The sequence below is a fragment of the Streptomyces sp. NPDC093510 genome, from assembly GCF_040683555.1.
GTDB lineage: Bacteria > Actinomycetota > Actinomycetes > Streptomycetales > Streptomycetaceae > Streptomyces.
Genome location: NZ_JBFBEE010000012.1, coordinates 1 through 25,958, shown reverse-complemented (window position 1 = coordinate 25,958; position 25,958 = coordinate 1). Strand labels below are relative to the sequence as shown.

The 25,958-nt window shown below is 72.2% G+C and carries 23 protein-coding genes; 17 read left to right on the top strand and 6 right to left on the bottom strand.

Features of this window, described 5'->3' with window-relative positions; all coding sequences use genetic code 11:
* Positions 1-16: 16 nt before the first annotated feature.
* From AB0N81_RS20265 to AB0N81_RS20240, 6 genes are all read left to right on the top strand, one after another.
* Positions 17-2,134, top strand: a complete 2,118-nt coding sequence (locus AB0N81_RS20265) for an ABC transporter ATP-binding protein (RefSeq protein ID WP_365360124.1) — start codon at positions 17-19, stop codon at positions 2,132-2,134.
* A complete protein-coding gene (mmuM, locus tag AB0N81_RS20260; protein ID WP_365360122.1) occupies positions 2,131-3,060 on the top strand; it encodes a homocysteine S-methyltransferase in 930 nt (309 codons plus the stop codon). The genes AB0N81_RS20265 and mmuM overlap by 4 nt, the downstream gene beginning before the upstream one ends.
* 91 nt (positions 3,061-3,151) lie before the next feature.
* Entirely contained in the window at positions 3,152-4,237 is a 1,086-nt protein-coding gene (locus tag AB0N81_RS20255; protein ID WP_365360120.1) for an exo-alpha-sialidase, read from the top strand.
* A 33-nt stretch (positions 4,238-4,270) separates the two neighbouring features.
* Complete coding sequence (locus AB0N81_RS20250; RefSeq protein ID WP_365360118.1) at positions 4,271-4,948, top strand: uracil-DNA glycosylase; 678 nt, start codon at positions 4,271-4,273, stop codon at positions 4,946-4,948.
* A complete protein-coding gene (locus AB0N81_RS20245) occupies positions 4,945-5,925 on the top strand; it encodes a BadF/BadG/BcrA/BcrD ATPase family protein (RefSeq protein ID WP_365360116.1) in 981 nt (326 codons plus the stop codon). Before AB0N81_RS20250 ends, AB0N81_RS20245 begins: the two co-directional genes overlap by 4 nt.
* 94 nt (positions 5,926-6,019) lie before the next feature.
* Positions 6,020-6,964: a hypothetical protein gene (locus AB0N81_RS20240; RefSeq protein ID WP_365360114.1), complete on the top strand. Its 945-nt coding sequence runs from the start codon at positions 6,020-6,022 to the stop codon at positions 6,962-6,964.
* Between the two features lie 89 nt (positions 6,965-7,053).
* On the opposite strand, the gene AB0N81_RS20235 is transcribed toward AB0N81_RS20240, so the two are convergent.
* Positions 7,054-8,091: a lactonase family protein gene (locus tag AB0N81_RS20235; RefSeq protein ID WP_365360112.1), complete on the bottom strand. Its 1,038-nt coding sequence runs from the start codon at positions 8,089-8,091 to the stop codon at positions 7,054-7,056.
* Positions 8,092-8,286: 195 nt separating this feature from the next.
* On the opposite strand from AB0N81_RS20235, the gene AB0N81_RS20230 reads away from it, so the two are divergent.
* The 3 genes from AB0N81_RS20230 to AB0N81_RS20220 all read left to right on the top strand — a co-directional run bounded on the left by AB0N81_RS20230 (position 8,287) and on the right by AB0N81_RS20220 (position 10,184).
* Positions 8,287-8,484 (top strand): hypothetical protein, encoded by a 198-nt coding sequence (locus tag AB0N81_RS20230; protein WP_365360110.1) that lies wholly within the window; start codon positions 8,287-8,289, stop codon positions 8,482-8,484.
* A 312-nt stretch (positions 8,485-8,796) separates the two neighbouring features.
* A complete protein-coding gene (locus AB0N81_RS20225) occupies positions 8,797-9,576 on the top strand; it encodes an alpha/beta fold hydrolase (protein WP_365360108.1) in 780 nt (259 codons plus the stop codon).
* 50 nt (positions 9,577-9,626) lie between these two features.
* Positions 9,627-10,184 carry a hypothetical protein gene (locus tag AB0N81_RS20220; RefSeq protein WP_365360106.1) on the top strand — a complete coding sequence of 186 codons (558 nt, stop codon included), beginning with the start codon at positions 9,627-9,629 and terminating at the stop codon, positions 10,182-10,184.
* A 6-nt stretch (positions 10,185-10,190) separates the two neighbouring features.
* Here AB0N81_RS20220 and AB0N81_RS20215 read toward each other — a convergent pair whose 3' ends face one another.
* The gene (locus tag AB0N81_RS20215; RefSeq protein ID WP_365360104.1) at positions 10,191-11,027 is read right to left on the bottom strand and encodes an endonuclease/exonuclease/phosphatase family protein; all 837 of its coding nucleotides are present in this window, start codon (positions 11,025-11,027) and stop codon (positions 10,191-10,193) included.
* Positions 11,028-11,146: 119 nt separating this feature from the next.
* Positions 11,147-12,064 carry a LysR family transcriptional regulator gene (locus tag AB0N81_RS20210; protein WP_365360102.1) on the bottom strand — a complete coding sequence of 306 codons (918 nt, stop codon included), beginning with the start codon at positions 12,062-12,064 and terminating at the stop codon, positions 11,147-11,149.
* A gap of 134 nt (positions 12,065-12,198) precedes the next feature.
* On the opposite strand from AB0N81_RS20210, the gene AB0N81_RS20205 reads away from it, so the two are divergent.
* From AB0N81_RS20205 to istB, 6 genes are all read left to right on the top strand, one after another.
* Positions 12,199-13,194 (top strand): fumarylacetoacetate hydrolase family protein, encoded by a 996-nt coding sequence (locus tag AB0N81_RS20205; RefSeq protein WP_365360100.1) that lies wholly within the window; start codon positions 12,199-12,201, stop codon positions 13,192-13,194.
* Between the two features lie 83 nt (positions 13,195-13,277).
* Entirely contained in the window at positions 13,278-14,210 is a 933-nt protein-coding gene (locus tag AB0N81_RS20200; RefSeq protein WP_365360592.1) for a cyclase family protein, read from the top strand.
* 23 nt (positions 14,211-14,233) lie between these two features.
* A complete protein-coding gene (locus tag AB0N81_RS20195; RefSeq protein WP_365360098.1) occupies positions 14,234-15,364 on the top strand; it encodes an FAD-dependent oxidoreductase in 1,131 nt (376 codons plus the stop codon).
* The gene (locus AB0N81_RS20190) at positions 15,361-16,359 is read left to right on the top strand and encodes an amidohydrolase family protein (RefSeq protein WP_365360096.1); all 999 of its coding nucleotides are present in this window, start codon (positions 15,361-15,363) and stop codon (positions 16,357-16,359) included. The genes AB0N81_RS20195 and AB0N81_RS20190 overlap by 4 nt, the downstream gene beginning before the upstream one ends.
* A gap of 4 nt (positions 16,360-16,363) precedes the next feature.
* Entirely contained in the window at positions 16,364-17,296 is a 933-nt protein-coding gene (locus tag AB0N81_RS20185) for a VOC family protein (RefSeq protein ID WP_365360094.1), read from the top strand.
* A gap of 148 nt (positions 17,297-17,444) precedes the next feature.
* The gene (gene istB, locus AB0N81_RS20180) at positions 17,445-18,635 is read left to right on the top strand and encodes an IS21-like element helper ATPase IstB (RefSeq protein WP_365360590.1); all 1,191 of its coding nucleotides are present in this window, start codon (positions 17,445-17,447) and stop codon (positions 18,633-18,635) included.
* Positions 18,636-18,653: 18 nt separating this feature from the next.
* On the opposite strand, the gene AB0N81_RS20175 is transcribed toward istB, so the two are convergent.
* The 3 genes from AB0N81_RS20175 to AB0N81_RS20165 all read right to left on the bottom strand — a co-directional run bounded on the left by AB0N81_RS20175 (position 18,654) and on the right by AB0N81_RS20165 (position 23,311).
* Positions 18,654-20,150: an FUSC family protein gene (locus tag AB0N81_RS20175; RefSeq protein ID WP_365360092.1), complete on the bottom strand. Its 1,497-nt coding sequence runs from the start codon at positions 20,148-20,150 to the stop codon at positions 18,654-18,656.
* Positions 20,151-20,472: 322 nt separating this feature from the next.
* Complete coding sequence (gene glgX / locus AB0N81_RS20170) at positions 20,473-22,590, bottom strand: glycogen debranching protein GlgX (RefSeq protein ID WP_365360090.1); 2,118 nt, start codon at positions 22,588-22,590, stop codon at positions 20,473-20,475.
* A gap of 136 nt (positions 22,591-22,726) precedes the next feature.
* Positions 22,727-23,311 (bottom strand): pep a2, encoded by a 585-nt coding sequence (locus AB0N81_RS20165; RefSeq protein ID WP_365360088.1) that lies wholly within the window; start codon positions 23,309-23,311, stop codon positions 22,727-22,729.
* A gap of 304 nt (positions 23,312-23,615) precedes the next feature.
* Here AB0N81_RS20165 and AB0N81_RS20160 point away from each other — a divergent pair, with 304 nt between their 5' ends.
* Entirely contained in the window at positions 23,616-23,876 is a 261-nt protein-coding gene (locus AB0N81_RS20160; RefSeq protein WP_365360588.1) for a DUF5133 domain-containing protein, read from the top strand.
* Positions 23,877-24,012: 136 nt separating this feature from the next.
* The coding region (locus tag AB0N81_RS20155) for an alpha-1,4-glucan--maltose-1-phosphate maltosyltransferase (protein WP_365360586.1) at positions 24,013-25,958 on the top strand (1,946 nt) is incomplete at its 3' end.

The window sequence follows — 25,958 nt, the reverse complement described above, 5'->3', positions numbered from 1 at the left end:
AGGGAGTACCGCGAAGATGACCGAACCCCTGCGCGCGGCCGAGCCCCGGCCCGCGACCGAACACCTCCTCTCCATCGAGGACCTGCGCGTCGACATCGCCTCGCGCGAGCGCACCGTCCACGCCCTCGACGGCGTCTCCCTGTCTCTCGCCCCCGGTGAGGCCCTGGGCATCGTCGGCGAGTCCGGCTGCGGCAAGACGATGACCGCGCTCAGCGTCCTCGGGCTGCTGCCGCCGGGCGGCGAGATCACCGGCGGCCGCGTCGTTTTCGACGGGCAGGACCTCGCCTCCGCCGCCGCGCCCGTCCTCCAGGACGTCCGCGGCAACACCATCGGCATGGTCTTCCAGGACCCGCTGACCTCCCTCAACCCGACGATGACCATCGGCGCGCAGGTGGCGGAGCCGCTGCTCCTGCACCGGCCCGGCATCGGCAGGAAGGAAGCGTGGGCGCGCGCCCAGGAGATGCTGCGGCTGGTCGGCATGCCGCAGCCCGCCGAGCGCATGAAGGCCTACCCGCACCAGCTGTCGGGCGGCATGCGCCAGCGTGTGGCGATCGCCATGGCGCTGGTGTGCGAGCCGAAACTGCTGATCGCGGACGAGCCGACGACGGCCCTCGACGTGACGACACAGCACCAGATCCTGGAACTCGTCGACGACCTGCGCACCCGCCTCGGCATGGCGATGATCCTGGTCACCCACGACCTGGGGGTGATCGCCAACCGCGTGGACCGGGTAGCGGTGATGTACGCGGGCAAGGTCGCCGAACAGGCCGACGTACGAAGCCTGTTCGCGCGCCCGCGCCACCGCTACACCGAGGCGCTGTTCGCGGCGCTTCCCGAGCGGGCCGCCGACCGCGGCACCGAACTCCACACGATCCCCGGCCTGCCGCCGAACCTGGCGGTGCGCCCCACGGGCTGCCGTTTCGCACCGCGCTGCGCCTTCGCCACGGACGAGTGCCGCACCGAGGAACCGTCGCTCGTGGACGCCGGGGCGCGGGGCGAGGACAAGGAGCGGGGAGCGGAGGGGACCCGGGGCGCGGACCACCGGTTCGCGTGTTTCCACCCGGTACCGGATGAGGCCGCTTCCGAGGACGACGTCGTGACTCCCGCGGCCGCGCCCGCCACCGCCGCCCCCGGCGACGTGCTCCTCGAACTCGACTCTCTGGTCAAGGAGTTCCCGCTCAAGGGCGGCGCGTTCTCGCGCAGCCGGGGGACGGTCAGCGCGGTCGGCGGGGTGTCGCTGACGATCCGCAAGGGCGAGACGTTCGGCATGGTCGGCGAGTCCGGCTGCGGCAAGACGACGCTCGGGCGGATCGTCGCGGGCCTGGAGGAGCCGACGGCGGGCGCGGTGCGATTCGAGGGCGCCGACCCGTCGCGGATGTCGCGGGCCGAACGGCGCGCGCACCGCCGCCGCGTCCAGCTGATGTTCCAGGACTCCACCGCCGCGATGGACCCCCGCATGCGGGTCGGCGAGATCCTGCGCGAACCACTCGTCATCCAGAACGTCGGCAGCCGCGCCGAACAGGAGAACCTGACAGCCGGACTCCTCGACGCCGTCGGCCTGCCGCGCGGCGCCGTGCACCGCTACCCGCACGAGTTCTCCGGCGGGCAGCGCCAACGCCTCGGTCTGGCACGGGCGTTGACGCTCTCCCCCGACCTGGTGGTCGCCGACGAACCGGTGTCCGCGCTCGACGTGTCCGTGCAGGCCCAGATCCTCAACCTGATGCGGGAGCTGCAGCGCGAACGCGGTCTGACCTATCTGTTCATCTCGCACGACCTGGCCGTCGTACGCCATCTGGCGGACACCGTAGGCGTCATGTATCTGGGCAAACTCGTGGAGTCGGGCCCGGCGGAACAGGTGTACGCGCATCCGCTGCACCCCTACACGCGGGGGCTCCTGGACACGGTGAACCTTCCCGACCCGGAGGCCGCGTCCGGTGCGGAACGCGCGCCGCTGGAGGGCGAGACCCCCTCCGCGGCGAAGCCCCCTTCGGGCTGTCGCTTCCGGACCCGCTGCCCCCTCGCGCAGGACGTGTGCGCCACGACCGCACCGCAGGTGAGCACACCGAACGGCGCGGGACACGAGGTGGCCTGCCACTTCCCGCTCGCGACGCCTCGGATAGCGTCGGCGGTGTGAGACTCACCGATGCCCTTGCCCGGCGACCGGTCGTGCTCGACGGCGGCCTCGCCAACCAACTGGAGGCCGCCGGGCACGACCTGAGCGACGCCCTGTGGTCCGCGCGCCTCCTCGCCGACGAGCCCGCGGCGATCGAGGCCGCCCACCGCGCGTACTACGAGGCGGGCGCCGAGGTCGCGATCACCGCGAGCTACCAGGCGACGTACGAGGGGTTCGCGCGGCACGGCATCGACGCCGGCCGCACGGGCGAACTCCTGCGTCTCAGCGTGGAGTTGGCCCGCAGGGCCGGGGCCGGGCTCGGACGCGAGGTGTGGGTGGCCGCTTCGGCCGGGCCCTATGGGGCGATGCTCGCGGACGGCTCCGAGTACCGGGGCCGGTACGGCCTCTCCGTCGACGCGCTGGAACGCTTCCACCGGCCGCGCCTGGAGACCCTCGCCGAAGCCGGCCCCGACGTCCTCGCGCTGGAGACGGTCCCCGACGCCGACGAGGCGCGGGCGCTGCTGCGGGCGGTCCGCGGCCTGGGGGTACCTGCCTGGCTGTCGTACAGCGTCACGGGCACGCGCACACGCGCGGGACAGCCTCTCGAAGAGGCCTTCGCACTGGCCGCCGACGCGGACGAGGTGATCGCGGTCGGCGTGAACTGCTGCGCCCCTGGGGACGCGGACGCCGCGGTGGCGCTCGCCGCGCGGGTCACCGGCAAGCCGGTGGTCGTCTATCCGAACAGCGGCGAGACGTGGGACGCGCGGGCCAGGGCGTGGCGGGGCCCCGCGCGGTTCGCGGCCGGGCGGGCGGCGGGATGGCGGTCGGCGGGGGCGCGGCTGATCGGCGGGTGCTGCCGGGTGGGCCCCGCGTCGATCGCGGAGGTGGCGGCGGAGCTGGCGGACTTGGCGCCGGACTGCCGTCCGGGCCCGGAGACACGGCGCTGAGCTGCGCGGACGTCACGTCCAGGGGTGGTTGTCAGTGGTGGGGTGCAGACTGGCCGATACCTGAGACAACGACGTCCCGGAGGTGGTCGGCATGGCCGACATCATCTTGACCGTAGGCACCCGCAAGGGCCTCTTCATCGGCCGCAGGCGAGGGGGCGCCTGGGAGTTCGACGACAGCCCGTACTTCAACGCGCAGGCGGTGTACTCGGTAGCCATCGACACCCGCGGCCCCACCCCCCGGCTCCTCGTCGGCGGTGACAGCGCGCACTGGGGCCCCTCCGTCTTCCACTCCGACGACCTCGGGAGGACCTGGACGGAGCCCGCGAAGCCGGCCGTAAAGTTCCCCAAGGACACCGGGGCCTCGCTGGAGCGGGTGTGGCAGCTGCACCCGTCGGCCGCCGAGCCGGACGTGGTGTACGCGGGCACGGAGCCCGCCGCGCTGTACCGCTCGGAGGACCGCGGCGAGTCCTTCTCCCTCGTCCGCCCCCTCTGGGAGCACCCCACGCGCTCCAAGTGGGTGCCTGGCGGCGGCGGTGAGGGACTGCACACCGTGCTGAGCGATGCCCGTGACGCCCGCGCGGTGACGGTGGCGGTGTCCACCGCGGGCGTGTTCCGCACCCGGGACGGCGGCGCGAGCTGGTCCCCGTCGAACAACGGCGTGTCCGCGGTGTTCCTGCCCGAGCCGAACCCGGAGTTCGGGCAGTGCGTGCACAAGGTCGCGCGGGACGCGGCCGACCCGGACCGCCTGTACCTGCAGAACCACTGGGGGGTGTACCGAAGCGACGACGCGGGCGGGCACTGGACGGACATCGGCGAGGGCCTCCCGTCCACCTTCGGCTTCGCGGCGGTCGCACACCCGCACCGCGGCGGCACGGCGTACGTCTTCCCGATCACCGCGGACAGCGACCGCGTCCCGGCCGACCGCCGCTGTCGGGTCTACCGCACGGCGGACGCGGGCAAGAGCTGGGAGCCGCTGAGCGCGGGTCTGCCCCAGGAGGACCACTACGGCGTGGTGCTGCGTGACGCCATGTCCTGCGACGACTGCGACCCGGCGGGCATCTACTTCGGCAATCGCAACGGGGAGGTGTTTGCGTCGGCGGACGACGGCGACAGCTGGCAACTGCTCGCCTCGCACCTGCCGGACGTGCTCTGCGTCCGGGCCGCGGCCATCGGTTGATCGCCCCCGCCGTTACGGCAGTAGGGTGACGCCGTGGCACCACGACCCTTGCATGAAATCGTCGAGTCCGGCTGGGCCAAGGCCCTGGAGCCGGTGGCCGAACGGATCGCCTCGATGGGGGACTTCCTGCGCGCGGAGATCGCCGCAGGACGCACCTATCTCCCGTCGGGGGCGAACGTCCTGCGCGCCTTCCAGCAGCCCTTCGACGACGTCCGCGTCCTGATCGTCGGCCAGGACCCCTATCCCACACCCGGTCACGCGGTGGGCCTGTCGTTCTCGGTCGCGCCCGAAGTGCGGCCGCTGCCCGGCAGTCTCATCAACATCTACCGCGAGATGAACAGCGACCTGGGACTGCCCGCGCCCTCGAACGGTGACCTCACGCCCTGGACCCAGCAGGGCGTCCTGCTGCTCAACAGGGCGCTCACCACCGCCCCGCGCAAGCCCGCCGCGCACCGCGGCAAGGGCTGGGAAGAAGTCACCGAGCAGGCGATTCGGGCGCTCGCCGCACGCGGCAAGCCGCTGGTGTCGATCCTGTGGGGGCGGGACGCGCGCAATCTGCGGCCACTGCTCGGCCAGTTGCCGTCCGTGGAGTCCGCGCACCCGTCCCCCATGTCGGCGGACCGCGGCTTCTTCGGGTCGCGCCCCTTCAGCCGGGCCAACGACCTGCTGGTCCAGCAGGGGGCGCCACCGGTGGACTGGCGGCTGCCGTGACGGACGAGGACTGCGTACTCGGCGTGGACTCGGGCGGCTCCGGACTGCGGGCCGCCCTGCACGTGCCGCAAGGACTGCGCCGTCCCGACCCCGTGCGCTCCGCGGAGCCGGTGCGCACGGGGTCCAGGGGCATCGACGCCGAGCACTTCATGGCACAACTCGCACCCATGGCGCGGGCCCTGCTGGAGCGGGCCGGCGGCGGGCGGATCACGGCGGTCGCCGTCGGCGCGGCGGGCATGGCGACCCTCGGCGACGACCTCCGGGCCGAGCTGCCGTCGGCGCTGGCACGGACGCTGGGCGTACGCCGCACGGCACTCGCCGCGGACGCCGTCACCGCGTACGCGGGCGCGCTCGGCGACCGCCCCGGCGTGGTCGTCGCGGCGGGCACCGGCATGATCGCGCTCGGCACGGACCTGACCGTCTGGCGCCGCGCCGACGGCTGGGGGCACCTCCTCGGCGACTGCGGTGGCGGCGCATGGATCGGCCGGGCCGGACTCGAGGCCGCGATGCGGGCGCACGACGGGAGGCGGGGCGGTTCGCAGGCGCTCCTCGCCCGCGCCGAAGAGAGGTTCGGCCCCCTGGCCGGCCTGCCGGGGCAGCTCTACCCCCGCGCCGACCGGCCCGCGGTCCTCGCCTCCTTCGCACCCGACGTGGCCGGCTGCGCGGCGGACGACCCCGTCGCGGGCGGCATCCTGCGGGCCGCGGCCCGCCACATCGCCGAGGCCGCGGCCGCCGTCTGCCCCCGCGCCGAGGAGAGCGAAGTAGCGTTCACCGGCGGCCTGTTCAAGCTCGGCGAGCCACTGCTCGCCCCCCTGCGCGACGAGCTCGCGGAACAACTGCCGCACGCGCGCCGCGTTCCCGCGGCCGGGGACCCGCTGGACGGAGCACTGCGCATAGCGGCCGATATCGCCGCGGACCGGCTGCGGCTGCCGCACGATTCGCGCATGCTCTCCGTCCACAGCGAAGGCGACAGTTGACCTCTACGTAATTCATCAGACAAAAACGGACTTATACCGCCCACCTGCACCCTCCCCGAACAGGGATGCCCGCAAGCCAGTAGCATGCGGGCGCATGAGCTCCCCCACTGGGCCCGCATCCGGCCTGCCTGTACGAATGCCGCGCCCCCGTCAGCCGGGCCGGCACCGCCGTCCGGAGCCCGTCGCGGCTCCTGAGGGCGCGCCCGCACTTGTTCTCGCCGTGCCGGGCGCCCCCAGCACCACCACGCGCAGCCTCGCCGAGGAAGTCGTGAGCATCGCCCGCTCCGAGCTCCCCGGCCTCGACGCCAGAATCGGTTACGTCGACGGTGAGGAGGACGCCACCGTCACGTCCTTCCCCGAGTTCCCCTCGCTGCAGTCCGTGCTCGCGCACGCGGCCGCCGAGCGCACCGCCCGCTTCGAGCGTGCCCGCGCCGCGGGCGCCGAGGTGGCCGAGCCCGACGGGCCCGTGGCCGTCGTCGTGCCGCTGCTCGCGGGCCCCGACAGCGCGCTGATGCGCCGCATCCGGCAGGCCGTCATGGACAGCCGTGCCGCCGCCGAGCTGACGGACGTCCTCGGCCCCCACCCGCTGCTCGCCGAGGCGCTGCACGTGCGGCTTTCGGAGGCCGGTCTCGCCCGCGCCGACCGCGCCCGCCTGTTCACCGTGGCGACCGCCGCGGACGGCATCGTGCTGGCCACGGTCGGCGGCGAGGAGGCCGTGCAGGCCGCCGGGATCACCGGCATGCTGCTCGCCGCGCGTCTCGCGGTGCCGGTGATGGCCGCGGCGCTCGACGAGGAGGGCGCCATCGCGGCGACCGCCGAACAGCTGCGCGGCTCGGGCTCGGCCCAGCTGGCGCTCGCGCCGTACCTGATCGGCCCCGAGCTCGACACGGCCCTGCTCGACGCGGCCGCGAAGGAGGCGGGCTGCTCCGTCGCCGAGCCGGTCGGCGCCTATCCCGCCATCGGCAAGCTTGCGCTCGGCAAGTACACGACGACGCTCGGCATCACGCCGCAGCAGCCTTCGGGCGCGCCTGTGCACTGAGCCGTTCCGCAGGTACGCCGATGGGCCCGCCCCGATGTGGGGGCGGGCCCATCGGCGTGGGCGGAGCCGTCTCAGCCCTCTCAGCCCTCTCAGCCGAAGACCACGCAGGAGGCCGCGGGCACCTCGACGGCCCCTGTCCGGCTCGGGATGCCCGTCTCCTGGTCGATGGTGAACCAGGTGACGTCTCCGGAGCGCTCGTTCGCGGCGTACAGGTGGCGGCCCGCCGGGTCGATGGCGAGGTCGCGCGGCCAGTGCCCGCCGCACGGCACCGTCGCGGTCAGCCGCGGCGCGTCGCCCGCCTCGTCGAGGGCGATGACCGAGATGACGTCCGTGCCGCGCGTGGCGGTCCACAGGAACCGCCCGTCGGGCGCGACGACGACTTCCGAGGGGTAGGTGTCGACCGCGGGGGTCTCGGTGAGGACGGGCAGCTCGCCGAGCGGCTTGAGCGCTCCGTCGGCGGCGTCCCACGCGCAGACGGTGAGGGTGGGGCTGAGCTCGTTGAGGACGTACGCGCGGTCGCCGCGCGGGTGGAACACGAGGTGCCGAGGACCGGACCCGGGGCGCAGGGCGACCTCCCGGTGCAGGGTGAGATCCCCGTCATCGAACGCGCAGACGCGCACGGAGTCCGTGCCGAGGTCGACGCTGACGGCCCATCGGCCGCTCGGGTCGGCGAGGACCTGGTGGGCGTGCGGGCCCTGCTGGCGCTGCGGGTGCGGGCCCGAGCCGGTGTGCCGGAGCTCGCCCGCCGCGGCGGCGAGGGTTCCGTCGGCGCTCAGCGGCACGGCGCTGACGCTGCCCGAGCGGTAGTTGGCGGCGAGGACGTGGCCGTCGTACAGCGCCAGGTGCGTGGGCGCAGAACCGACCGGCACCGGCCGTCCCGCGAGTTCGGCCCTGTCCCCGGCGGTCCGGAAGGCGGCGAGCGCGCCTTCGGGGGTCTCGCTGACCGCGTAGAGGGTGTCGCCGGTCGGTGAGAGGGCGAGGTAGGACGGGTCGGCGACGGCGTCCGTGGCACCGAGGACGGTCAGTGCGCCGGTGTCCGGGTCGACGGCCGCGGTGACGACGCCGGGTCCTCCGGCCGCGGTGAAGGATCCGATGTACGCCCGCTCCGCATGCCTGCCGACGACCACTGACAGTCCCCTCTCGATCGGGGCGCCGCGTCGGGGCGCCGCTCGTGCGCCCGACGCTAGCAGCTGGTCCGGACCAAGCGGTGACCGGCGGGCGCGGTCACCCGAGGGACGCGGGCCGCTCCCGCACGGCCCGCGTCCGTTGACCGCTCAATTACCCGTCCGGGCAGCTGATCCACCCTGCAGTGCCCTGCGCATGTGTCACTCGCAGAAGATCCGCACCCGGGCGTCGGGGTCGTCGACGTCGATGTCGACCTCGCAGAGGTGGTCGACGAGGTCCTCCAGGTGCTGCGGCTCGAGCTGCTCGAGGTCGAGCGGTACGCCCGACTTGCGGAGGGAGGAGGCCCGGGAGCCGGACGCCCGCGCGCAGCAGTTGCAGGGGGATGCGGACGTTGACCCGGCTCGGGCCGCCGCCGCCGGAGTCGTCCAGCGAGTTCACCAGCACGTGCAGGTACTTGGGGCGGGCTTTCGGCCGGGCCGTGGCGCCGGACGGGGCCTCGGGGCACTGCCGTTCGAGCGCGTCGATCAGCCGCTCGGCCTCGTCCGCGGTGATTTTGCCTTCGGCCGGCATCTCCAGGATCTGACGGCGCTGCTCATTCATGGTTCCTCGCCTCCCTGACTCATCCGGTGACTCATCTGACAGTGACGAGCAGGGCCGTTCAGTTGGCCCGACAGCGTGCAGAAGGTGAGGGTGGGCATGTGGATCACGTGAACGACCTTGGATTCTTCGCCCGGGGGTTCGGGCCCGCGCCGGACGAAGGCGGCTCGGCCACGGTGCTCGTACACGGGCTCGGGCTGTCCGGGCGGTACTTCGTGCCGCTCGCGCGTCGGCTGGCGGCGGGCGGGACGAGCGTGGTGGTGCCGGACCTGCCGGGCAACGGGCATTCGAGGCGAGCCGCCCGTCGGGCGCCCGACGTCGGGCAGCTCGCCGACGCCCTGGCCCGCCTGCACCGGCACCTGTCCCTGGGTCCGAGTCCGCTGGTGGCCAATTCGGTCGGCTGCCAGGTGGCCGCGGCCCTCGCCGCCCGCCATCCACGGCTGGTGAGCCACCTGGTGCTGGTCGGCCCGGCGCTCGCACCGGGCGTCTCGTGGTGGCGCCAGTTCGGACGGCTCGTCGCGGACGCTCCCAGGGAGCCCATCGGCCTGCTGTCGCTGGCCGCGTTCGACTATCTGGTGACCGGGCCCCTGCGCTGCGCCGCCTCCTTCCGCCACTCGCTGCGGGACGCCGCCGAGTCGTTCGAGGGGAACCTGTCCCAGGTCCGCGCGCCCACGCTCGTCGTACGGGGAGCCGGTGACACCATCGCCTCCGGCACATGGACGCGGCGCGTGGCGGATCTGGTCGCCGACGGGCGTACGGAGGATGTCCCGGGCGCGGCCCACGCGGCCCACTACAGCGCCCCGGACGCCCTGGCCGCACTGATCGAGAAGTTCACGGCAGGTGAGAAGTTCACGCCGGGAGAGCCGGGAGAGTCGGGAGAGTCCGGATGAAGTCCTCGAAGGCGTCCGGGCAGGCACCGTCCGGACACAGGGAACAGCACATGGAGCAGCACAAAGAGCGGCACGAGGAGCGGCACGAGGAGCGGCACGAGGAGCACCAGCACAAGAGGCACCCCTCGCCCTGGCTGCGTCTGCTGCCCGGTATCTCCCCGAAGCGCCGGGGCTTCGTCCTGGCCTGGTGGGGGTTCGCCCTCACCTTCGGCGGGATGCGGCTGCTCACCTGGCTCATCCACATCGACGTGGCCGGGGTCGGCGACATGCAGGCCGGCGGCGTGCACATCCACCACTACGTGTGGGGAATCCTGCTGCTCGTCGTGGTGGGCGCGGCGGGCCTCGCCGACCGTTCGGCACGGGCACGCGCCTGGATGGGCCTGGCCTACGGGGTGGGTCTGGCCCTGGTCGTCGACGAGGCGGCCCTGCTGATCAGTCTGGAGGACGTGTACTGGGACACGCAGGGCGGAGTGAGCATCGCCCTGGCCATCGCCGTGATCGCCGTCGCCGGCAGCGTCCTCGCGGTCACGCGGGGACGGCGCGCCTCCAGAAACGACCCGGACAGAAACGACCCGGACGGTGACGCGGATGATGACACGGCGTCGTGAGCGGCTTCAGGCCGGGTCCACGTCGGTGTGCAGCATGTGGTGGTCCGAGTACGGAGTGAGCCGCACGCGGTGTTCGAGCGCGGTGAAGCCTCGCAGGAAGACGTAGTCGAACTTGCTGTGCCAGTCGGTGGTCGCCTCGCAGGTGCCGGCGCGCGAGGGGTGGCACCGGGCGTCCGTGTCGGAGGCCAGCGCCCACATCCGGGTGAGTTCGGGGGCGTCCGGCACGGCGTTGAAGTCGCCGAGGACGATGGCGCGGTCGTGCCGGGCGACAGCCGCGGCGAGTACGGCGGTCTGCTCCGCTCGGACCGCTTCCTGCTGCCGTTGGGCGAGGTGCGTGTTGAAGACCCGGACGGGTTCGCCGCCCACGGTGGTGGTGACCGCCATGTATCCACGGTCCTCGGACCCGCCGTCGGGGTACTCGACGTGGACGCGGTCCGTCATCGGTGCCGCCGAGAGGATGGCCTGGCCGAAGGCTCCCGGGTTCCACGGCACTCCCCCGCAGCGTCCCCAGTCCTGCAGAACCGTCCCGTACTCGACGTGGTAGACCAGCCCGTAGAAGCTCTCCAGGTAGTCCCTGATCCTCTTGACGTCACGCGCGCACGCTTCCTGAAGGCCGATGACCTGGGGCGCGTACGTGGCGATCTCCGCCGCCCTGTCGAGGTCGCTCTCCTCGCAGGGGTTGCAGATGTTCCACGTCATGACCCGGTTCGGTACGACGTCCTTGACGGCGTGGCCGGGCAGCGCCCTGGCGTGGAGGGCGTCGCCCGGCACGCTGGGGCCGACGAGCGCCATGAAGGCCACGGCCGTGGCGGCCGCGAACCACCGCGTGCCCCTTCCGCGCACTGTCGCCACCTCACTGCGGGTCCGTACGGCATCCGAAGGGGATGAGCGTAGATCGTCGAGCGCGGGCACGTCGAGACGTGACGAGGTGCGGGACCGGCCCATGGGCCCCGCCACGGGGGTCACTTCTCCGGTACGTCGGGCAGCTGCCTGCCGACTCGGGCAGCGGTCTCCCTCAGCCAGATGTGGGCCGCGTCGTGGGTGTGCACGGGGTGCCACCACAGCGCCTCCCGCAGCGGCATCGCCTCGTAGGGCGGCTCCACCACGCGTACGGCGGCGAGCGGCGCGAGGAGCCGGGCGAGGCGGGCCTGGAGCAGGGCGATGCGCCGGGTGCCCGCCACCAGCAGCGGAATGATCTGGAAGCTGTCCACGGAGACCTCGACGCGGGGTTCGATGCCCAGCATGCCGAGCTGGCGCACGGCGGGGGCGTCGTAGGTGCGCTGGTAGGTGATCCAGGGCAGGCGGGACAGGTCCTCACGCGTGAGGCGGTCGTCGACGCTCGGGTGGTCGTCGGCGACGAGGAAGACCCACCGGTCCCCGTACAGGTCGGTGGCGGGGAAGTCGCTGATGACACCGTGCGGCATGAGCAGCCCGTCGTTCGTGCTGAGCAGCGTGTCGGTGGCGTCCACCACCGTGGTCGGGGTGTGCGCGAACCGCAGCCGGATGCCCGGCGCCTCCTCGTGGACGACGCGGGCCAGTTCGGTGCCGAAGACGGCCACGGCGTAGTCGGAGGCGATCAGTTCGAACTCGCGGCTCTCCCTGGCCGGGTCGAAGTCGGCCCGGCTGGCGAAGAGCCGTTCGAGCACGTCGTACGCGGTGGCGGTGCGGTCGAGCAGGACCTGTCCCAGGGCGGTGAGTTCGTAGTGGCCGCCGACCCGGTCGAGCAGGTCGTCGTCGAAGTGGCGGCGGAGCCTGGACAGGGCGGCGCTCATGGCGGGCTGGCTGAGTCCGACGCGCCGACCGGCGCGGGTGACGTTGCGTTCCTCCAGCAGGGCGCGCAGAGCGACGACGAGATTGAGGTCCAGACTGCTCAGATTCACGGGCTCTCCCCTTGGCTGTACGTCGACGACCTGGGCGAATCTGTGGTGTGGATGCCAGCCATCCACGGAATCGATTTCCCTGATCGCAGGTGCGGGGTCCAGATTGGTCGCACCGCAATCAGGAGGACAAGTCCGTGAAACCTGAAGCCGCGTCCGCACTCTTCGCCGGACCCTTCGCCCTCGCCACCCTGTCGGCCCCGGGCGGGCCCGCCTTCCCCGCCCTGGTCACTCCCGACGGCCGGGCGCTCGACCTCCGAGTCGCCTTCGGGAGCGAGGAGTTGACGGCCCGGGACCTGCTGGACGCATGGGACACGGCCATCGCGCGGCTCGCGGCGCTGGCCGACGACAACGGCCTAGACCGGAGGCCGCTGGCCGATTTCCGCGTGCACGCGCCGGTCGAGCCGCGGCAGGTGTTCCAGTCCGGCGCCAACTACCGGCAGCACGTGATCGACCTCCACGTCGCCCACCGCGACCCGGCTGACGGCCGCACGCCGGAGGAGGCGCGTGCCGAGGCCGCCGAGATCATGGACCGGCGCGCGGCCGAGGACCTGCCGTACGTGTTCATCGGCCTGCCGAGCGCGATCACGGGACCGTACGACGACGTGGTGCTGCCCGCCTGGGCCGAGAAGCCGGACTGGGAACTGGAGTTGGCGGTCGTGATCGGGCGCCCCGCCCATCGGGTGCCCGTGGAGCGGGCGCTGGACCACGTCGCCGGGTACACGATCGCCAACGATCTGACCGACCGCGCGACCGTCTTCCGGCGGGACATGCCGCAGATCGGCACCGACTGGCTGCGGAGCAAGAACGCGCCCGGCTTCACCCCGCTCGGCCCGTGGATCGTGCCGGCCACGTCGGTCGGCGAGCCGGACGACCTGCGTCTGACGCTCGCGCTGAACGGCGAGACCATGCAGGACGAGTCCACCAAGGACATGATCTTCGACGTGGCCCGCATGGTCTCGTACGCCTCGCAGAGTGCCCGGCTCCTCCCCGGTGACCTGGTCCTGACGGGCTCCCCGGCCGGCAACGGCATGCACTGGGGCCGGTTTCTGCGCGACGACGACGTCATGGACGGCGCCATCACCGGGCTCGGCGCCCAGCGGACCCGTTGCGTGGCGGAGGCGACCTCGTGACCCCGGGCCGCACCGACCCGCAGAGCCCCCCGGACCGCACCGCCCCGCAGAGCCCCCCGGACCGCACCGACCCGGAGGGCGCGATCGCCGCAGCCGCCAAGTCGTTCTCGAACTGGGGGCGTTGGGGCGAGGACGACCGCCTCGGCACGCTGAACTTCCTGGACGAGGCCAAGCGGCGCGAAGGCGCGGCGCTCGTGCGGCGCGGCGTCAGCTTCTCCCTGTCGCAGCGCTTCGACATGGACGGCCCGCAGCGGGGCTGGCGCCGCCGCACCAACCCCGTGCACACGATGCTCGACACCGGCACGGACGCCGCGCTGGCCAACCAGGGCTTCCCGCACGGTCACGGCGGCTCCGACGACGTGATCTCCATGCCGTTGCAGTGCTCCACCCAGTGGGACGGCCTCGGGCACATCTTCGACCACGGCGTCGCCTGGAACGGCCGCGCCGCCGAGGAGGTCGTCACCTCCGCCGGGGACCAGGTCACCGGCATCGAACACATGGCGCCCCACATCGCCGGACGCGGTGTGCTGCTCGACGTGGGCCGCGTCTTCGGCGACGCCCGCGGCGAACTGCCCGACGCGTTCGCCGTCACCGCGGACCACCTGGAGCGAACGGCCGAGGCCCACGGCGTGCACGTCGGGCGCGGCGACCTCGTCACTGTCCGCACGGGGCGGCTCGCTCGGGCCCGCCGCGAGGGCTGGGGCGAGTACGCGGGCGGTCCTGCGCCCGGCCTGTCCTTCACCTGCGCGGGCTGGCTGCACCGCACGGAGATCGCCGCGATCGCCACCGACACGTGGGGCTTCGAGGTGCGGCCCAACGAGTTCGAGCACGCCTTCCAGCCCCTGCACCAGGTCGTCATTCCGCACATGGGCCTGCTCATCGGCGAGATGTGGGACCTGGACGGGCTCGCGGAGGACTGCGCGGCCGACGGCGCGTACGCGTTCTGGCTCACCGCCGCGCCCCTGCCGATCACCGGCGCCGTCGGGTCCCCCGTCAACCCGGTCGCCGTCAAGTAGACCGTGGAGCCAAGGAGTTCAGCATGACCAAGACCCGCACGGTCCTCGTCGTCGGTGGCGGCTCGGCCGGGAACGCCGTGACCATCCTGCTGCGCCGCGCCGGTCACACGGTGGACGTGATCGAGGCCAAGGACGACTGGAACGCCACCGCGGGGTCCGGCATCACCCTCCAGGGCAACGCCCTGCGCGTCCTGCGCGAACTCGGCGTCTGGAAGCAGGTGGAAGCGTCCGGCTTCGGCTTCGACTCGATCGGCATCACCGCCCCCGACGGAACCGTTCTGCACGCGCGGGACGACCTGCGCACCGGCGGCGACGAGCTGCCCGCCACCGTCGGCATGCGGCGGCCGCGGCTCCAGCAGATTCTCATCGAGGCCGTGCGCGCCAGCGGCGCCACCGTGCGCCTCGGGACCACCGCCGAGATCCTGGACCAGGACGCCGACGGCGTCCGCGTCCGGCTCTCCGACGGCTCCGAGGGCCGCTACGACCTGGTGATCGCCGCCGACGGCCTCGGTTCCGCCACCCGTGCCGCGGTCGGCATCACGACCAGGCCCGAACCCACCGGAATGGCCATCTGGCGCGTCGCCGCCCCGCGCCCGGCCGGCGTCATCCGTGCCGACCTCACCTACGGCGGCCCCGCCTACATCGCCGGCTACTGCCCGACCGGCGAGAGCACCCTGTACGCGTTCGTCGCCGAGGCCAACCGCGACCGCGCCGCCATACCCCCGGAGTCGTACGCGGACGAGATGCGCCGGCTCGCGTCGGCCTACGGCGGCTTCTGGCCCGAGATCACCGGACACATCACCGACCCGGCGCAGGTCAACTACACGTGGTTCGACCGGATGCTGGTCGAGGGCTCCTGGCACCGCGGCCGTGTCGTCCTCGTCGGCGACGCCGCCCACTGCTGCCCGCCCACCCTCGCCCAGGGCGCCGCCCTCTCCCTGGAGGACGCCTGGGTCCTCGCCCAGATGCTGACCGGGTCCGACACGTGGGACGACGCGCTGTTCCAGGCTTACCACGAGCGGCGGATCGCCCGCGTGCGGCCGGTCGTCGAGGCCTCCGTCCAGATCGGGCGGTGGCAGCTCGACGGGGTGCGGGACGCCGACGTGCCGGGCGTCATGGCCCGCATCATGACCATGCTCAGGGAACTGCCTTGACGACAGCCACCGTCGACGTGCACGCGCACGTCCTGCTCCCCGAGATCGATGCCCTGGTCGAGGGGCGGCCGGGGTTCTCCGAGGCGCGGGCGCTCGACGCCCGCCGCAACGGCCCGGCCGCCCTCGCGGTCAGCGGGCCCATGGTCCGCGCACGTCTCCCGCGGCTGACCGACCCGGCCGTGCGCCTGGCCGCGATGGACGCCCAGGGAGTCGACGTCCAGCTGGTCAGCCCGTCCCCTTCGCACTACCACTACTGGGCCGGTGAGGAGACCGCGGAGAAGGTGTACCGGCTGGCGAACGAGGCGACGGCCGCGCACTGCTCGGCCGCCCCCGACCGGCTGCGCGGACTGGGCCTCGCGCCCCTCCAGCACCCGGGCCTCATGGTGTCCGCCCTGGACCACGCCCTCGAACAGGGCCTCGCCGGGGTCGAGATCTCCAGCCACGCCCCGGGGCGCGAACTGTCCGACCCGGCCTACGAACCGCTCTGGTCGCGGGCCGGGGAGAGCGGCGCGCTGCTCTTCCTGCACCCCTTCGGCTGCACGCTCGACGAGCGCCTGGACCGGTGGTACCTGTCCAACACGGTCGGCCAGCCCACCGAGAACGCCGTCGCCCTCTCGCACCTCATCTTCTCCGGGGTGCTCGACCGGCACCCCGGGCTGCGGCTGATCGCCGCACACGGAGGCGGTTACCTGCCCACCCACATCGGCCGCTCCGACCACGCCTGGTCGGCCCGCTCCGACGCGGGCGCCGGCTGCGCACACCCGCCCAGCAGCTATCTGAAGCGGCTGTACTTCGACTCCCTCGTCCACGACCCGTACACCCTGCGGGAGTTGGTGCGGGCCGCCGGGGCCGACCGGGTCCTGCTCGGCTCGGACTTCCCCTTCGACATGGGCACCGAGGACCCCGTCGCCGCTCTGCGCGCCGCCCGGCTGCCCGACGCCGACTTCCACGCCGTACGGGGCGGCAACGCCACCGCCCTCCTTCGGAAGGACTGACACCATGCGCCTGCTCACCCATCTGCGGCACGTCGACCTCGCCGTGCCGGACTACGACAAGCAACTCGACTTCTACGCGGGCGTCTGGGGCCTGACCAAGGTCGCCGAGGACTCCGGCATCTCCTTCCTGGCCGCCGAAGGCTCCCCGGAGCAGTACGTCGTACGGCTGCGCAAGGCCGACGAGAAGCGCCTCGACCTCGTCTCCTACGGTGCCGCTTCCGCCGCGGACGTCGACACGCTTGCCGAGCAACTCATGGCGGGAGGCGTCGAGTTGATATCGCAGCCCGGCAAGGTCGACACGCCCGGCGGCGGCTACGGCTTCCGCTTCTTCGACGTCGACGGGCGCACCGTCGAAGTCTCCGCCGACGTCCAGGTCCGCCGGCACCGCAGGATCGAGGAGAAGGAAGCCGTCCCGGTCAAGCTCTCCCACGTCGTCCTCAACTCCCCCGACCTGAACCGCACCCGCGAGTGGTACGAGCGCCACCTCGGCTTCGCCCTGTCCGACACGCTCACCTCGCCCCACATGGGCGAGGTCATGCACTTCATGCGGATCTCCAACCAGCACCACTCCATGGCACTGGCGAAGGGCCCGCACACGTCCCTGCACCACGTGTCCTTCGAGATGCGCGGCATCGACGAGTACATGCGCGGCTCCGGACGCGTCACCCGGGCGGGCTTCACCAAGATCTGGGGACCGGGGCGCCACCTCGCCGGGGACAACACCTTCACGTACTTCCTCGACCCCCACGGCAACACCGTCGAGTACACCACCGAGCTGGAATGCCTGGACGAGGACACCTGGCACCCGCACGTCTACGACTTCTCCCGGCCCGAGGTCACCGACCAGTGGGGCACCGCCAACCCCATGAACGAACTCGTCGCCAAGGAGTCCTTCAACGACCCCGACCCCGGCGTCTTCACCGCCCCGCCGGTCTAGACCGGCCGTCCGGAGGACCTGTCCGACTGGATTTCTATTAATCCCAACGGGTGGCTCGAATTCAGATTGTCGGTGGCGGCCCACAAGAATGACGGACCTTACGGCTGTTGGAGGTCACGTGTCCCGCTCCGCCCCGCCCCCGTCGACCATGACCACTCTGGGGTGCGCCCTCTTCGCGACCCGTTGGCTCCAAGCGCCCCTGTATTTCGGCCTGGTGGCCGCGCAGGGCGTGTACGTCTACAAGTTCTTCAACGAGTTGTGGCACCTCATCCACCACGTCATCACCGGGCACGCCGACGAGACGCACGTCATGCTCGCCGTCCTCAAGCTCGTCGATGTGGTGATGATCGCCAATCTGCTCATCATGGTGATCGTCGGCGGGTACGAGACCTTCGTCTCGCGGATCGGCCTGCAGGGCCACCGGGACCAGCCCGAATGGCTTTCGCACGTCAACTCCAACGTGCTGAAGGTCAAGCTGGCCACCGCCATCGTGGGGATCTCGTCGGTGCATCTGCTCCAGATGTTCGTCGACGTGCACCACACGCCCCGGCACGACCTGCTGTGGGGGACGGTCATCCACATGGCGTTCATCGCGTCCGCGGCCATCCTGGCCTACATGTCCGGGCCCATGGCGGCGCACGAGGCCCGGGCGCGCGGCGTGAAGGAGGACCCCCACGCCGTGGTCGTCCCCGCCCAGCGGGACGGCGGGGCGGCCGCGCGGGACGAGGAGGCGGCCGAGCCGGAGGCCGGTGCCGAGGAGCGCGTCGAGGCCGCCGGGTTCCCGGCCAGGAAGGTCCTCGAAATGTTCGACGAGGGACATCTGCGGGCGCCCGAACCGCATGTGATCACGCGGCTGGGGAAGGCCGACTTCGTCACCCGCAAGGCCAACGTGGTGCTGCTCGGCGGGCCCGGCACGGGCAAGACGCACCTGGCGGTCGGCCTGGGCGTACGGGCCTGCCAGGCCGGTCACCGGGTGCTGTTCGCCACCGCCGCCGAGTGGGGCGCCCGGCTCGCGGACGCCAAGGCCGCGGGGCGGCTGCGCAAGGAGCTGGCCCGCCTGGACGCGTACCAGGTGCTCGTCGTGGACGAGGTGGGCTACGTGCCCTTCGACTCCGAGGTCGCCCAGCTCCTCTTCCAGCTCGTCTCGCACCGCTACGAACGGGCCTCGCTGATCGTCACCGGCAACCGGCCGCTGGGACGCTGGGACGAGGTGTTCGGCGACAGTGCGACGGCCTCCGCGACGGTGGACCGTCTCGTCCACCACGCGGAGGTCGTCACCCTCGACGCCGACAGCTACCGCACGCGCCGTCTGGAGAGCGCGACGGCCGTGGGCTTCTGACCGGTGGCCCGGACGGCGTCAGGCGGGAGCCACCGGGCCGCGCAGGGGCTCCGCGAGGGCCTTCAGTGCCTGTTCGAGGCCGTGCAGATGGTTCAGAGCCCGTTCGGCACCGGAGTGGTGCGCCACGGCGGCGGCCACGTCCATCTCGCGGTGCGCCGCGTCGGGCCTGGTCAGCGCCTGTACCGCTGCCTCCACCCGCCAGCAGGCGGCGGCGAGCCTGGCGTCGTGGGAGGCATCGGGGTCCGCGGCGACCGACGCCAGGCCGCGCACGTCCCGGGCGCACTGGTCGAGGAGTTCCAGCACCTGGCGGGCCCGCGCCTTGCGGGCACGCAGCGGGGCGAAGGGGTGCACGAGCGGGGCCAGCGAGAGCCGTACGCGGCCCAGCAGAAGTTCCAGTTCGGCGACGTACCTGGCCGGGTCCGCGGTCGCGGAGCCGGCCAGGCGGGCGGCGGCCTCGGACGTGCAGGCGTGCACGCAGTGCAGCGCGCGCTGGATCCACGCGTCGGTGGTGGCGTGCGTGGTCACCGGCAGCACGAAGAGCACGGCGAGTGCCGCACCGAGCGCGCCCACGCCCGTCTCCGCGACCCGCAGGGCGAGCAGCCCCGGATCGAGCACCCCCAGGAGGCCGTAGAGCACTCCGGCCATCACCGTCACCGCCAGCATCATCCACGTGTAGGACACCGCGGCCGTGTAGAAGATGCCGAAGACGCTGACCGCGATCAGCAGGGCGCTGGGGACGGCGGCGCCGTTCAGCGGCACGACGAGCACCAGGCCGGCCGCGATCCCGAGGAGCGTCCCCAGCACCCTGCGGAAGCCCCGGACGAGCGTCTCGCCCCGCGACGTGGTGTTCACGAAGACCCACCAGGTGGCGCCCACCGCCCAGTACCAGCGCTCCCCGGAGAGCACCTGTCCCACGGCGAGCGCGAAGGCGCCGCCGGCCGTGGCCTGTATGGCCTGCCGGGTGGTGGCTCGGGCCAGCCCCGTGGCCACGGGTGGGGCGGGCACGGCCGCGGGCGGCAGGCGACGCTCGTAGCACCACAGTCCGAAGCGCACCGTCGAGGACACGCCCAGGGACAGCAGGACCGCCCCGTACAGCTGTGGCAGCTGCCGCGGCTCGGCGTGCAGGAACTGGGCGGTGAAGAAGGTCATGAACGCGAATACGCCGAGGGTGTGCCCGCGAGGGCCCCATCGCCGCGCGTACACGCCCGCCCCCATGACGGCGAGGAAGGCGATGTCCCGCGCCACCGGGTAGTCGTGCAGACCCGCGGCGAGCGCCAGCACGGGGAAGCCCGCGACGGGCAGCAGAGCCGTGGAGACCGCCTGCCCCCGCACCGTGGAGTCCGTGACGGTGAACAGGGCGAGGAGCGCCGCGAGCCCCCCGGTGATCGCTGCCGCGAGTGAGTGTCCGGCCAACCCGCACACGGCCACCGCCAGCGCGATGCCGACCAGCGCCCGCGAGGCGAACCGCAACCGCATCCGCCCCGGGTCCGGCGCCACGAACACGCTCTTGAGCACGGATTCCCGCCCCTTTCGACCTGCCCGACATGTCCACATGACAAAGGCGCCGCGGAGATCCGCAGCGCCATCGACAGGACCATCACACCATCGACCGACCCTCTGGCTCAACCGGACCTGATTCGGCTGAACCAATGGCCCACTTCCATGCCGCGTGACGGGCCACCACAAGGCCAACGGACCAGGCATTGGGAGATGATGTGCCGCCATGGAGACTGATCGACAGGCTCCCCCTCGACTACGGACCCGCCTTCGTCGGGACCTGGGAAGAACTCACCGCCCGCGACGCGGCGACCGGAGGCTGACAGCCGCGGCCGTGTCGTCAACGGGACGAGCGGGCCGGGCGGGAGAGCAGGAGGAGGCTGTGGGGGGCGAGGGTGACCTCGGTGGCCGCCTTGTGTTCGACCTCGTCCGCGAGGCCCTCGGGGTCCGAGGTGTCGATGCGCGCCGTCCAACGCTCGCCGTACGCGGCGTCCGGCAGGTCGAAGACGACCGGTTCCCCGTGGCTGTTCAGCAGGAGCAGGAAGGAGTCGTCCACCACCTGCCTGCCGTGGGCGTCGGGCTCAGCGATGGCGTCGCCGTTGAGGAAGACGCCGACGGCGTGCGCGTCGGGCCGCTGCCAGTCCTGGTCCGTCATCTCGTGCGCGTCGGGCCGCAGCCACACCAGGTCGGGCAGCGGCTGGTTCTCGTGTGTCGCGGTCTCGCCGCGGAAGAAGCGGCGCCTGCGCAGGACGGGGTGGGCGCGGCGGAGCCGGATGGCGCGGCCGGTGAAGCCGATCAGCTCGCGCTGTGCGTCGGTGAGGTCCCAGTCGATCCAGGAGAGCTCGCTGTCCTGGCAGTAGGCGTTGTTGTTGCCCTCCTGGGTGCGGCCGAGTTCGTCGCCGTGGGCGAGCATCGGGATGCCCTGCGAGAGCATGAGGGTGGCCAGGAAGTTGCGCTGCCTGCGTGCGCGGAGTTCGAGGACCGCCTCGTCGGTGGTGGGTCCTTCGACACCGCAGTTCCACGAGCGGTTCGCGCTCTCGCCGTCCTGGTTGTCCTCGAGGTTGGCCTCGTTGTGCTTGTCGTTGTACGAGACCAGGTCGCGCAGCGTGAACCCGTCGTGCGCGGTGACGAAGTTGACGCTGGCGCGGGGGCGGCGGCGGTCGTGCTGGTAGAGGTCGGACGACCCGGTGAGCCGGGAGGCGAACTCGGCGAGCGTGTGGTCGGCGCCGCGCCAGAAGTCCCGTACGGAATCGCGGTACTTGCCGTTCCACTCCGACCACAGGGGCGGGAAGTTGCCGACCTGGTAGCCCCCGTCGCCGACGTCCCAGGGCTCCGCGATGAGCTTGACCCGGCTGACGACGGGGTCCTGCTGGACCAGGTCGAAGAACGCCGAAAGACGGTCCACGTCGTGGAACTGCCGCGCGAGAGTGGCCGCCAGGTCGAAGCGGAACCCGTCGACGTGCATCTCGGTGACCCAGTACCGCAGCGAGTCCATGATGAGCTGCAGGACGTTGGGGTGGCGCATCAGCAGGCTGTTGCCGGTGCCGGTGGTGTCGAAGTAGTGCGCGGGATCGTCTTCCGCCAGGCGGTAGTACGACGCGTTGTCGATGCCGCGGAAGGCGAGCGTGGGGCCGTTCTCGTTGCCCTCCGCGGTGTGGTTGTAGACCACGTCCAGGATGACTTCGAGCCCGGCCTTGTGCAGCGCCTTGACCATCGACTTGAACTCGGTGACCTGCTCGCCGCGCGAGCCGTGCGCCGCGTAGGCGTTGTGCGGGGCGAAGAAGCCGATGGACGTGTAGCCCCAGTAGTTGGACAGGCCGCGGTCGCGCAGGAATCCGTCCTGGACGTACTGGTGGACCGGCATGAGCTCGACCGCGGTGACGCCCAGGGACGTGAGGTGGTCGATGACCGGCTCGGTCGCGAGGCCCGCGTACGTGCCCCGCAGCTCGGCGGGGACCCCTGGGTGCGTGCGGGTCAGACCGCGCACGTGCGTCTCGTACACGACCGTCTCCGCGTACGGGCGCCGCGGCGGCCTGTCGTCCTCCCAGGAGAAGGACGGGTCGGTCACCACCGAGAGCGGGGTGTGGCCGGCGCTGTCGGCCGGGTCGGGCCCGTGGGCCGCGCGCTCGAAGAGGGCGGGGTGGTTGTCCGTCTGCCCCTCGATGGCCCGGGCGTAGGGGTCGAGCAGCAGCTTGGCGGGGTTGCAGCGGTGGCCCGCCGCCGGGTCCCAGGGGCCGTGCACCCGATAGCCGTACCGCGTGCCGGGGCCGACCCCGGGCAGGTAGCAGTGCCAGACGAAGCCGTCGACTTCGGTGAGGGTGATGCTCCGGTGCGTGTCGTCGTCATCGACGAGCACCAGGTCGACACGGTCGGCCACCTCGCTGAACAGGGCGAAGTTGGTTCCTTCGCCGTCGTAGGTGGCTCCGAGGGGGAAAGGGGCGCCGGTCCAGATGCGCACGCAACTGCCTCCGTACGGGTGGGATGGGAGTCGGGCGTGGGCGTGAGGCGTGTGGCCGTGGCGGCCCGCTCGGGCAGCAGCCACGGCCAACGCGTCGCGCCCCCGCGGGACTTCGGAGTTCACGCGTGATCGGCGTTCACACCGCGGGCTCCATCGCCATCCTCGTCCGGATTCCGGCAGGCCGCAGCGCGAGGGCGCTCGCGGCCACCGGCGCCTCCTCTTCGACCACCGGTACTTCCTCTTCGGCCACGCCCGTGAGGACGGCGTGGCGCACCTCGCGCGGCAGCTCCAGCTCCTCGCGCAGGCTGGGTGCGGGCGCCGCGGGAGCCAGCGGTGCCCGTTCGGGCGCCCGGGCACGGCGCGAGAACCAGATGATCTTGCCGTTGGTCGCCGGGAAGCTGCCCCAGCCGTCGCTCAGCGCGGCGATCTGCGTCAGACACCCCTGCGGCCCGTAGTGCCGCTCGAGAAGATCGCGGTTGCTGTCCGTCACGGCGGTGATGAGGTGCTGGCCGCTCCACCACATCTCCACGACGGCCTTCTTGTCGGCTCCGTGCTCCTCGATCTCGTGGAGCAGCACTCCGGTGCAGTGGCTGACGGATTCGACGAGAACTTCAAGCCCCCAGTGCCGGAGATGCGCGGTCAGGATGCGCCCGACCTGGTCGATCCTCTCCGGGCTGACCTCGACATCGAGGTGGTAGTAGCAGGGGATAGCGGATTTCATTGCTCTTGGCTCCCTTCGGCGAAGCATGTCGCTCCGCCTCGGCCTGGCTGACCGAGCCCCGAACACGAAGCGTGAGCACTGATCGCTTCTGCGTCAGTAATAGCGTGGGAGCACTACTCCATCCGCGCAACACGAGACGGCCGCCGCCCAGTAGTTGAATAGCCAACAGGACGCTGCGTGCTCACACGTGCACCATGAGTCAGAAGGTTCGACAGGCGTGACGCGCCGGTGCCGGGGCGCCGAGCTCGCACCGGCCGGGTGCACCGCGCGCGCCGTTCGCGGAGACGAGAAGGTGATCAGCTTGATACTGCTGCCTGCCAGAGCCGAGGTCGCACGCCATCTGCGCCAGTACCGGTCGTGGGAGCGGAAGCTGCTCGCCCATCCCGCCGACCACACCGTGCGCATGCGCTTCGAGGACACGGCGTACACGCTGTGCGTACTGATGGGCGAGTCCAAGGCGCGGATGGCCGCGGACGCCGCCGAGCTCTACCTGCGCCCACGGGCCGCGCACCGGCCGAAGCCGCTCCCGGTGGCCCCGGTGCCCGCGACGCCCCGGAGTCTGTGACGACGCGCGGCACCCACGAGACCGACTGCACGCAAGCCCCGCGGAGGAGGGACCGATGACGTCAGCCCGCAAGGCGACCCCTGCTCCCAAGGCCGTGCCTTCGTCCGGGCCCGCGTCCACGCGCGGGTCCATGCCCATGCCTGTGCCCGTGCCCGTTCTTGACGTGCATCCGGTCGTCGACGGCGGCCGGCGGCCCGCGAAGGCGGTTCCCGGCGAGACCTTCCAGGTCACGGCCACCGTCTTCGCCGAGGGTCACGGAGCGGTCGGCGCCGATGTCGTCCTGCTCGGACCGGAAGGGCGCCGCGGCCCCTGGACACCGATGCGTGAGCTCTCCCCCGGCAGCGACCGCTGGGGCGCGGACGTCGCCCCGGACGTCGAGGGGCACTGGACGTACCACGTGGAGGCCTGGACGGACCCCGTGCGGGACTGGCGGCGCTCCGCCGAGATCAAGATCCCGGCCGGTATCGACGCCGGGCTGATGCTCGAAGAGGGCGCGCTGCTGTTCGAGCGTGCGGCGCTCGGAGCGCCGAAGGGCGCGGAACGGCGGGCGCTGTCGGCCGCGGCCGCCGCACTGCAGGACGAGTCCCGGCCCCCGGCCGCACGTCTGGCAGGAGCGCTCACGCCGCAGGCGGACGCGGCCCTGGCGCGCCACCCCCTGCGCGAGAGGGTGTCCCGCTCACCCCGGATGCCCCTGCTGGTGGAGCGTCGGCGAGCGCTCTTCGGGTCCTGGTACGAGTTCTTCCCGCGCTCGGAGGGCGCCGTCGTCGAGGAGGGTTCCCCGCCCGTCTCCGGGACCTTCAGGACCGCGGCGGAGCGGCTGCCCGCCATCGCCGCCATGGGCTTCGACGTCGTCTATCTCCCGCCGATCCACCCCATCGGCACCACCTACCGCAAGGGGCCGGACAACTCCCTGTCCTCAGGCCCGCACGACGTCGGGGTGCCGTGGGCGATCGGGTCACAGGAGGGCGGACACGACACGGTCCACCCGGACCTCGGGACGCTCGACGACTTCGACGCTTTCGTGCGCCGCGCCACGGACCTCGGGCTCGAAGTCGCCCTGGACTTCGCGCTCCAGTGCTCGCCGGACCACCCGTGGGTGGAGAAGCACCCCGAGTGGTTCGTGCACCGCCCCGACGGCTCCATCGCGTACGCCGAGAATCCGCCGAAGAAGTACCAGGACATCTATCCGATCGCCTTCGACGAGGACATGCCGGGGCTGATCGCGGAGACGGTGCGGCTGCTGCGGTTCTGGATGGCGCACGGCGTCCGTGTGTTCCGCGTCGACAACCCGCACACCAAGCCCGTCGCGTTCTGGGAGCGAGTGCTCGGGGAGATCAACGCGAGCGACCCGGACGTCGTCTTCCTCGCCGAGGCATTCACCCGGCCGCCGGTCGTGCACGCCCTGGCCCAGGCCGGGTTCCAGCAGTCCTACACCTACTTCACCTGGCGGAACACCAAGCAGGAGCTCACCGACTACCTGACCGAGCTCTCCGTCGGGACCGCGCACTTCCTGCGGCCGAACTTCTTCGTCAACACGCCCGACATCCTGCCCGGTTACCTTCAGGACGGTGGCCGCCCGGCCTTCGAGGTACGGGCGGCGCTGGCCGCCACCCTCGCGCCGAGCTGGGGCATGTACGCCGGCTACGAACTGTGCGAGAACACCCCGGCCCGCCCGGACTCCGAGGACTACCTGCACTCGGAGAAGTACCAGCTGCGGCCCCGCGACTGGGCGGCCGCCGAACGCGAGGGCCGCTCCATCGCGCCCCTGATCACCCGGCTCAACCGCATCAGGCGCGAGCACCCCGCCCTGCGGCTGCTCAGGAACCTCCGTTTCCACGAGGCCGACAACGACGCGGTCATCGTCTACAGCAAGCACGCCGGCGACGACACGGTCCTGGTGGTCGCCAACCTCGACCCTCACCACACCCAGGAGGCCACGGTCTCGCTGGACATGCCGCAACTCGGCCTCGAATGGCACGAGTCCGTACCGGTGCGCGACGAGCTCACCGGCGAGACCTACCTCTGGGGCAGGGCCAACTATGTGCGCCTCGAACCGGGCCGCGCCCCCGCGCACATCCTCAC